General features: G+C 67.2%; 1 pseudogene. It reads right to left on the bottom strand.

The window, feature by feature from the left end:
* Nucleotides 1-265 (bottom strand): annotated as a pseudogene (locus ASG03_RS22045) (4Fe-4S dicluster domain-containing protein); the annotation flags it as partial.

The following is a 265-nucleotide window of genomic DNA, read 5'->3' as shown; positions in this document are numbered from 1 at the left end:
GTCCTCCTCGTGGTTGGTGTTGGAAAGGAACACCGAGGACAGGCGGTCGAAGGTCAGGACGCCGTCGGGCTTGGGATAGGCGATCGGCTTGTGGCGCGCCGCCGGCTCGAGGCTCTGCGCATCGGTCTTGCCGTGCTTCAGCGTGCCGAAGACCGAAAAGCCGAGAAGCTGGTTGGTCCACATGTCGAGGCCGCCGAGCGCCACGCCCGCCACCGTGCCGAGCTTCGACCAGAGCGGCTTGACGTTGCGCACCCGCCGCAGATCC

The organism is Rhizobium sp. Leaf341, assembly GCF_001424325.1.
Taxonomy (GTDB): domain Bacteria; phylum Pseudomonadota; class Alphaproteobacteria; order Rhizobiales; family Rhizobiaceae; genus Ferranicluibacter.
Note: the sequence above shows the minus strand (reverse complement) of the source record. Positions and strands in the feature narration are given on the sequence as shown.